Origin of the sequence: Aeromonas sp. HMWF015 (assembly GCF_963878965.1) — a bacterium.
Taxonomy (GTDB): domain Bacteria; phylum Pseudomonadota; class Gammaproteobacteria; order Enterobacterales; family Aeromonadaceae; genus Aeromonas; species Aeromonas veronii.
The window spans coordinates 2550-10777 of the sequence record NZ_CAWNZT010000147.1; the positions used below are offsets into that span (position 1 = coordinate 2550).

The following is an 8228-nucleotide window of genomic DNA, read 5'->3' on the forward strand; positions in this document are numbered from 1 at the left end:
AGTGGTGCAACCAGCAGGCCGTGGCGGGCCTTGCTCGCCATGAAATCGCTTAACGAGGTGAACTCTTTGGGTTGCAGCGAGATACGCGCCAGCAGATCGCCGAGCACTTCCCGCCGCCCTTCTGACTCCACCGCAAACAGGGTGCGACCGGCAAAGCCTTGCAGGAACTGGTCGAGCGCCAGCAGGGGTTGCTCCTTGCTGTGATCGAGCTGCAGGTCGGGCAGCGCCGAGATGGACAGATCGTGCTGACCGGCATCGCCAGTGGTGGCGGCCTCTTGCAGGCGCACTGCGCCATATTGGCCAAGAGCGGCAAAGAGCTGCTCCACTGGCAGATAGAGCTGCGCCGGTGGCAGCAGGGGGCGGGTGTTGTCCCAGCGCCTGTCTTCATAGCGCTGGCCGATGTCATTCCAGAAGCGCTGGGCGGCGGGGTAGATATCCCCCACGGTGAGCAGCAGTGTCTCTTCTGGCAGATAGTCAAACAGGCTGGCGGTCTGGTTGAAGAAGAGCGGCAGATAGTATTCGATGCCGGCGGGCCAGCGCCCTTTGCTCACCTCCTGATAGACGGATCCTTCGGCCCGCGACAGCTCGAACTGCTCACGGAACTGACCGCGAAACAACTCGATGGCCGCCTCGTCGGTGGGAAACTCCCGGGCAGGCAGCAGGCTGACCGTCTTGACCGGTTCGCTGGAGCGCTGGGTCTCGGGATCGAACGGGCGGATGGAGTCCACCTCGTCGTCGAAGAAGTCGATGCGATAGGGGCTGCTGCTGCCCATCGGGAAGAGATCGAGCAGGGAGCCGCGGGCGGCAAACTCGCCGTGTTCCAGCACCTGATCAACCGCTACGTAACCCGCTTCCGCCAAGCGCCCTCTAAGTTGTTGCAGATTGAGGCGCTGACCGGCCTTCACCATCAGGCTGTATTTGTCGAGATAGACCCGGGGCGCACAGCGCAACATCAGGGTGGAGATGGGGACGATCAACACCCCCTTGCTCATCTGCGGCAGCTTGTAGAGGGTCTCGAGTCGCTGGGAGATGATGTCCTGATGGGGGGAGAAGGTGTCGTAGGGTAGGGTCTCCCAATCGGGGAACAGCAATACGGGGGCGGATTGATCGGCCAGTAAATAGTGAAGCTCCTGCTCAAGGCGCAGGGCGCTCGGGGTATCGGCGGTGATGAGCAGTACCGGGCCCTTGGCTTCACTGGTGAGACGGGCTGCAATCAGCGAGAGGCTGCTGCCGACCAGCTGGCCGAGCGTGATCTTTTGGCCCGCTTTGGCGGGCAAGGCGGGGAGTTTCATTGGCATGGTTTCGATTCTTTTAACGTTGACGTTATCTATCGCTGACGTTCGCTCTGGTTAGCGCTGACGCCCTTGGGCGCGCAGCTTGAGCTGCTTCGATTGCACGTGGAGGCTGGCGCGTACCAGCAGTTCACGGTCATCTTCGCGGATCCGCACATAGTCGAGCAGCACATGGGTGCCATGTTCGCCGCCGTCGAGCTGTTTGACCTGGCCATAGCAGTAAATGGCGGCCGCCTCTTCCCGCAGGAAGATCTTGAGGCGCACGAATTGGTGCAGGTGCGGCGCATCCCCGTGACCATGATAGGGGTGCAGGTAGGTGAGCTGACCGGCCCCGAAGCGCAGAGTGTGGAAGCGCTGCTCCGGATGATCCTGCATGGAGAGCACATAGCCCATGATCATGTCGATCTTGCGGGACTGCTGATTGACTATCTCGATCAGATCGTGCATCGACTCGTTCTGGTTGCGCAGCAGGCGAGTGGTCACCAGATCGATGGAGGTAATGGCCGAAGAGATCCGAAAGGGCTCCGGCAGCTCAGCGTCCAGCTCCTCCAGCGAGGGGAGGTGGAAGTCGGCCGGCATGGGGATCACATTGACCGGCGTGGCATGAGTGACGCTGAAGAACTGTTCCTGCATGGAGGCTATCCCTTGTTGTCATGGACGGTTTCCCTTTATTATCCGGTATCTTATTTTGTTGGCAACGTACATATCCTTGAAGACCGGACTTTTTCAGCCCCTTTCGCTGGCCATCGGCCTGCGTTATGCAGGCTCGAAGCGCAGCAATCGCTTCGTCTCATTTATCTCCCTGTTCTCTACCTTTGGCATCGCCATCGGGGTTGCCGCCCTGATGGTGGTCATTTCGGTAATGAACGGTTTCGAAGGGCAGCTCAAAGGGCGCATCCTCGGGGTGATCCCCCATGTGGTGGTGACCAATCAGGCTGGCCGCATTGATGCCGACCCGCAAGGCTTGCCGGATCTGGCCAAATTACCCCATGTGGTTGCCTCTGCCCCCATGCTCGACAGCGAAGGAATGCTGCAAAGCCCCGGCCAGCTGACCGGGGTGAGCGTGCAGGGGATCGACCCTGCAAAGTGGCCCAAGGATGATATCCTCCACAGCCAGATGCTGGGGGGACGCCTCGATACCCTGCAGGCGGGTCACTACCGCATCGTGCTGGGGCAGGGGGTGGCACGCCGCCTCAATGTCTCCATCGGCGATCAGGTTCGTCTGATCCTGACCGAAGGGACCCGCTTCACCCCGTTTGGCCGGGTACCGGCCCAGCGCCTCTTTACCGTCTCCGGTATCTTTGGGGTCGGCGCCGATGTGGATAACCAGATTGCGCTGATCGCGCTGGGGGATGCTCAGCGGCTGCTGCGCCTGCCGACAGAAACCGTCGGCGGTATTCGCCTCTGGCTCGATGATCCGTTTGCGGCCGACGAGGTGATCAAAACGCCGCTGCCGGACGGGATGCTGTGGCAAGATTGGCGCCGCGAGCGGGGCGAGCTGTTCCAGGCGGTCGCCATGGAAAAACGGATGATGGGGCTGATGCTGGTGCTGATCATCGCCGTCGCTACCTTCAACATCCTCTCCGCGCTGGTGATGGTGGTGACGGACAAAGAGGGCGAAGTGGCCATCCTGCGCACCATGGGCATGAGTGAATCGGGGATTGTCAAAATATTCATGGTGCTCGGCGCCTCCAGCGGGGTGATTGGCGCCCTGTTTGGCGGACTGGCGGGCCTGGCGCTCTCCCTGGGTCTCAACCCCCTGCTCAATGCGGTGGGGCTCAACCTCTATATGGCGGCGGGCGGCAGTGGCCTGCCGGTGATTGTCGAGCCGGCTCAGGTCATCACCATTTTGCTGGGCGCCGTGCTGCTGAGCTTCAGTGCCACCCTCTATCCGGCGGCCCGCGCCGCACGGGTGAAACCGGCCGAGGCGCTGCGTTATGAGTAATGCCGTGAATAATGCATCTTCTGTTGTGACTGGTGCCTCCGTTGTTGCGGGTGCCAGCGTTGTTACCGAGGCAAGTGGAGCCCCTGTTATGAATGAAGCCGTATCCCGTGAACCTCTGCTGCGCTGCCAGGCGCTCAATCATGTCTATAAAGAGGGGGAGCTGGAGACTCAGGTGCTCAAGGGGATCGATCTCTGTGTCGCGCCCGGTGAAATGCTGGCGGTGGTGGGAAGCTCCGGCTCCGGCAAGACCACTCTGCTGCACCTGATGGGGGCGCTGGACAACCCCTCCAGCGGCGCCGTGCTGTTCAAGGGTGAGGATATCCACCACTGGGACAGCCGTACCCAGGCTCGCTTTCGCAACCGCGAGCTGGGCTTTGTCTACCAGTTCCACCACCTGCTCTCCGAGTTCAGTGCGTTGGAAAATGCGGCCATGCCGCTGCTGATCGCCGGTGAGTCGGTGGCGGTTGCCACCGAAAAGGCAACCAAGATGCTGGGGCGGGTAGGGCTCTCCCATCGCTTGAATCACCGTCCCTCCGAGCTCTCCGGCGGTGAACGTCAACGGGTGGCGATCGCCCGGGCGCTGGTCAACGAACCGAGTCTGGTATTGGCGGACGAACCCACCGGTAATCTGGATCACGCCAGTGCTACTGCTGTCTACGAACTGCTGTGTGAACTGAACCGTGAGCTGGGCACTGCGTTTGTGGTGGTGACTCACGACTTGAGCCTCGCGGCCAAGCTCCATCGCCGGGTGACCCTGGTGAGCGGCGTGATGGCGGAGGTTGCCTGATGTTCAAACCGCTGCCCCTCTTTCTGGGCCTGCGTTACAGCCGCTCCCGCCGTCGCAACGGGTTTATCGCCTTTATCTCTGCCTCTTCTCTGATCGGTATCGCCCTCGGGGTGATGGCGCTGATCCTGGGCCTCTCCGCCATGAACGGTTTCGAGCGGGAGCTCAAAGATCGGGTGCTCTCGGTCGTGCCGCAAGGTGAGCTGGACGCCGTTGAGCGGCCGCTGCCGGATTGGCCACGTCTGCGTGACTACCTGCTGGCCCAGCCGGGCGTTGAGGCGGCCGCACCGGTCATTCGCCTCAATGGCCTGCTGGAGCATGGCTCTGCCCTCAAGGGGGTGCAACTGCGCGCCGTGCTGCCTGAACTGGAAGCCAATCTGTCGGATGCCGGCAAATACATGACGGGCCGTGGTCTGCGTGAGCTGCAACCGGGTGAACGTGGGGTGATCCTTGGCAAGACCATCGCCGACAAGCTGGGGGTCAAGGTGGGGGATTCGGTCGCCCTGCTGCTGCCGCAAGGGGGTGATCAGGCGGGGATCAAGAATCCTCGGCGCGAAGCCCTGACCGTGGTGGGGCTGCTGGAGATCGGTGGTCAGCTCGACGGTCTGCTCGGCTTTATGCATCTGGCCGATGCGCAAGGGATCACCGGCATGGGCAGCGGCGTGGAGGGCTTCAGCCTACGGGTGAGCGATGTGCTCAAGGCGCAATCCATCACCGTAGCCGCCGCGCAGCAGTTCCCTCATCACGTCTATATCCGCAGCTGGATGAACAGCCAGGGCTACCTCTATCAGGACATCCAGATGGTGCGTACCGTCATGTATGTGGTGATGCTGATGGTGGTTGCCGTCGCCTGCTTCAACATCGTCTCCACCCTGGTGATGGCGGTGAACGAGAAGCGCAGCGAAATCGCCATCCTGAAAACCATGGGTGCGAGCCCCGGCCAGATCCGGCTCACCTTCGTCATTCAGGGGATGGTTAACGGCGTGGCCGGTGCCCTGCTCGGTGCCCTGCTGGGTGGGCTGCTTTCGAGCAAGCTGACCCAGATCCTGGGTGTCATCGAGAAGCTCATTGGCCACCGCTTCCTCAATCCGGATATCTACTTCATCGACTTCCTGCCGACTGAGTTGCATATGCAGGATCTGCTCATCGTGACGGGCGCCGCCATCCTGATGAGTCTGGTGGCGACCCTCTATCCCGCCTGGCGGGCAAGCGGTCTGGTACCCTCTCGCGAGCTGGGTCACTGATGCGTTGCATCTAATGCGGAATAAAGAACGAAGGGCCCGCCGGTGCAAACCGGCGGGCCCTTCTGTTTTCAGGTCATGTAGACTGGCTTAGTGAGCGTTAAGCTCATCGAGTGGCAGGGAGAAGCTGGCCACGAAGGTGTCGATAAAGTAGCGCATCTCATCGCTCATTCGGGCTGCCAGCATGGCTTCAAGGCGCTTGCGAGCCGGTTCGAACTCCCGGTTGCCCGCGTTGATCTCCTCCAGACACTTGGTATAGGCGCAGAGCGTGTCGGCATCCTTGACCAGCCTGGCCAGCTCGTCATCCTGGGCTGCCGAATCGAGCAGGGGGCGAAAGTCATCGATCAGTTCTGGCGGCAGCATGCCAAGCAGACGCTGCTCGGCGGCCAGTTCTATCTTCTTGTACTCGCGGGCAATCTCGGGATTGAAGTATTTCACCGGGGTAGGCAGATCGCCGGTCAGCACTTCACTGCTGTCGTGGTAGAGGGCCATCACGGCGGCGCGGTCGGCATTCACGCTGCCGCCAAACAGCCGGTTTTTGATGATGCCGAGGGCATGGGCCACCATGGCCACCTGCAGGCTGTGCTCGGCGATGTTTTCCGGCTGGATGTTGCGCATCAGGGGCCAGCGATAGATGAGTTTCATGCGGGCGAGATTGGCGAAAAAGTGGCTGGGTAACATGATGGCCTCAACAAAAGAGAATAGAAAAGGGCAGACCCTAGTCTGCCCTTTTTTTCGTTGCAGGGCAGCGTCTGCCCGCGCATTTCCCGTGTTTAGCGGATATAGCGGCCCGATTCAGCCTCCTGGTTGGTCACAATCATCTGGCCGATAGGGGCCAGACTGATGAGTGCCAGCTTGAGGTGCTGGATACCGAACGGGATACCGATAATGGTTACGAAGCAGGCCAGCGCGGAAGCGATGTGGCCGATGGCCAGCCAGACACCGATCAGCACAAACCAGAGGATGTTGCCAATCAGCCCCAGCGTGCCGGTGCCGATATCGCTCTGGCCAGTCATGGTCTTGCGATTGACCGCCTGCTTGCCAAATGGGAAGAAGGTAAAGGTGCCGATCACGAAGCAGGCGCGTCCCCAGGGGATGCCGACCAGCGAGATAAAGCAGATAAGACCGGCCAGCCACCAGGCCAGTCCCATAAAGACACCTCCCAGTACAAACCAGAGCAGATTGAACAAGAAGCGGAAAAAGGCCATGTGAGTGACTCCAGATCATCAATTTGGTTGCCACCATAACGAGGGAGGGGTAGGGACGCAATGGTTGATTGGCCCAATCGCCATTTGGCTGGTCAAATTAAGTCGCCGCCCGCAACGGTTGGCTGTTTTTCGGCGAAAGATGGGCAATAAAGCGGCGTTCGGATGAAAAAAGGTGAGCAAACGCAAAATTATTGCCATCGGATAGTTGAAGTCGGGCTCCTCTCTCCCCATATAAAGGGCAGTTTTGCACGAATTGTGCTTGCACGCCGCTCAATGTGGGGGATGTGTGGCTCGACTCGACCAAAGTGCGCCGCTATAATGCCGCGTCATATTTTCTCATCACAAAGACATATCGTTGTCTTTATAAACAGGAAGACTCCGGGCTTTGCCCAGGGGCAATAAAGGGTCAGCACACAGTGCTGAGTTGAACGAGGTAGAAGAATGCAAGTTTCTGTAGAGACAACCCAGGGTCTGGAACGCCGTCTTACCATCACTGTACCGGCCGCTACCGTAGACGCCGCTGTGCGTAAAGAATTGAATGGCCTGGCCAAAACTCGTCGCATCGACGGTTTCCGTCCTGGCAAGGCTCCGGTTGCCATCATCAAGAAGATGTTCGGCGCCATGGCTCACGCCCGCGTTGCTGATGAAATGATGCAGAGCAACTTCATCAAAGCCATCATCGAAAACAAACTGAGCCCGGCCGGTGCCCCGACCATGGATCCGAAAGAGATCAAAGAAGGTCAGGATTTCGAATTCACCGCCACTTTCGAAGTGTATCCGGAGTTCGAAGTTGCAGGTCTTGAGACCATCAAGGTCGAGAAGCCGGTTGCGACCGTGAAGGATGAAGATCTGGCCAACATGATCGACACCCTGCGCAAGCAGCACGCTACCTGGGCTGATGCCGATGTTGCCGCTGCCAATGGTATGCGTGTGACCATGGACTTCGTCGGTTCCATCGACGGTGAAGAGTTCGATGGCGGCAAAGCTGAAGGCTTCAACCTGGTTCTGGGCGCTGGCCGCATGATCCCGGGCTTCGAAGACGCCATCATGGGTAAGAAAGCAGGCGACGAGTTCACCATCGAAGTGACCTTCCCGGCTGACTACCACGCTGAAAACCTGAAAGGCAAAGAAGCCAAGTTCGCTTCCAAGCTGATCAAGGTTGAAGAGCAGATCCTGCCCGAGCTGACCGAAGAGTTCGTGAAGCGTTTCGGTATCGAAAGCGGTTCTGTTGAAGAGCTGAAAGCCGAAGTGCGCAAGAACATGGAACGCGAACTGGCTCAAGCCCTGAAAAACAGCGTGAAAGAGCAGGTTCTGAATGGTCTGGTTGAAGCCAACCAAATCGACCTGCCGAAAGCAGCTGTTGCTCAAGAGATCGACGCACTGCGTCAGCAGGCTCTGCAGCGCTTCGGTGGCTTCCAGGGCGGCAACGCTCCCGAGCTTCCGGCTGAACTGTTCCAGGCTCAAGCCGAGCGTCGTGTACGCGTAGGCCTGCTGCTGGGTGACGTGATCCGCACCAACGAGATCAAGGCTGACGATGCCCGCGTAAACAGCATCATCGAGTCCATGGCGACTGCCTACGAAGATCCGAAGGAAGTGATCGAGTACTACCAGAAGAACGAACAGATGCTGAACGGCGTTCGTAACTTGGCAGTAGAAGATCAAGCCATCGACCTGATCCTGTCCAAAGCGCAAGTGACCGAAAAAGAAGTTGCCTTTGACGAAGTGATCAACAAGTCTGGCGCCGCTGCCTAAGAACAT

At 59.5% G+C, this 8228-nt stretch carries 7 protein-coding genes and 1 pseudogene; 4 read left to right on the plus strand and 4 right to left on the minus strand.

The features are described from left to right. Positions 1-1292: pseudogene (locus AACS18_RS23235) on the minus strand (transcription-repair coupling factor); the annotation flags it as partial. A gap of 57 nt (positions 1293-1349) precedes the next feature. Next, positions 1350-1925, minus strand: a complete 576-nt coding sequence (locus tag AACS18_RS07560; protein ID WP_108614048.1) for a PilZ domain-containing protein — start codon at positions 1923-1925, stop codon at positions 1350-1352. A gap of 76 nt (positions 1926-2001) precedes the next feature. Between AACS18_RS07560 and AACS18_RS07565 the strand changes: the two genes are divergently transcribed. From AACS18_RS07565 to lolE, 3 genes are all read left to right on the plus strand, one after another. Next, positions 2002-3237, plus strand: coding sequence for a lipoprotein-releasing ABC transporter permease subunit (locus AACS18_RS07565; protein WP_108614049.1), 1236 nt, complete (start codon positions 2002-2004; stop codon positions 3235-3237). Positions 3238-3325: 88 nt separating this feature from the next. After that, the gene (gene lolD / locus AACS18_RS07570) at positions 3326-4024 is read left to right on the plus strand and encodes a lipoprotein-releasing ABC transporter ATP-binding protein LolD (RefSeq protein WP_005336988.1); all 699 of its coding nucleotides are present in this window, start codon (positions 3326-3328) and stop codon (positions 4022-4024) included. Beyond that, positions 4024-5265 carry a lipoprotein-releasing ABC transporter permease subunit LolE gene (lolE, locus tag AACS18_RS07575; RefSeq protein WP_108614050.1) on the plus strand — a complete coding sequence of 414 codons (1242 nt, stop codon included), beginning with the start codon at positions 4024-4026 and terminating at the stop codon, positions 5263-5265. The genes lolD and lolE overlap by 1 nt, the downstream gene beginning before the upstream one ends. Before the next feature lie 87 nt (positions 5266-5352). Here lolE and yfbR read toward each other — a convergent pair whose 3' ends face one another. Together yfbR and AACS18_RS07585 are read right to left on the minus strand one after the other, a co-directional pair. Continuing rightward, positions 5353-5943 carry a 5'-deoxynucleotidase gene (gene yfbR, locus AACS18_RS07580; protein WP_103251200.1) on the minus strand — a complete coding sequence of 197 codons (591 nt, stop codon included), beginning with the start codon at positions 5941-5943 and terminating at the stop codon, positions 5353-5355. Between the two features lie 92 nt (positions 5944-6035). Then, positions 6036-6470: a YccF domain-containing protein gene (locus tag AACS18_RS07585; RefSeq protein ID WP_076495751.1), complete on the minus strand. Its 435-nt coding sequence runs from the start codon at positions 6468-6470 to the stop codon at positions 6036-6038. A gap of 441 nt (positions 6471-6911) precedes the next feature. On the opposite strand from AACS18_RS07585, the gene tig reads away from it, so the two are divergent. Then, a complete protein-coding gene (tig, locus tag AACS18_RS07590; protein WP_005336981.1) occupies positions 6912-8222 on the plus strand; it encodes a trigger factor in 1311 nt (436 codons plus the stop codon). The last annotated feature ends 6 nt before the right edge of the window (positions 8223-8228 follow it).

Excerpts from the sequence above, each read along its gene's own strand:
- AACS18_RS07560 (WP_108614048.1), bottom strand. The coding sequence starts at position 1,925 with ATGCAGGAACAGTTCTTCAGCGTCACTCATGCCACGCCGGTCAATGTG.
- lolD (WP_005336988.1), top strand. The coding sequence starts at position 3,326 with ATGAATGAAGCCGTATCCCGTGAACCTCTGCTGCGCTGCCAGGCGCTC.
- lolE (WP_108614050.1), top strand. The coding sequence starts at position 4,024 with ATGTTCAAACCGCTGCCCCTCTTTCTGGGCCTGCGTTACAGCCGCTCC.
- yfbR (WP_103251200.1), bottom strand. The coding sequence starts at position 5,943 with ATGTTACCCAGCCACTTTTTCGCCAATCTCGCCCGCATGAAACTCATC.
- AACS18_RS07585 (WP_076495751.1), bottom strand. The coding sequence starts at position 6,470 with ATGGCCTTTTTCCGCTTCTTGTTCAATCTGCTCTGGTTTGTACTGGGA.
- tig (WP_005336981.1), top strand. The coding sequence starts at position 6,912 with ATGCAAGTTTCTGTAGAGACAACCCAGGGTCTGGAACGCCGTCTTACC.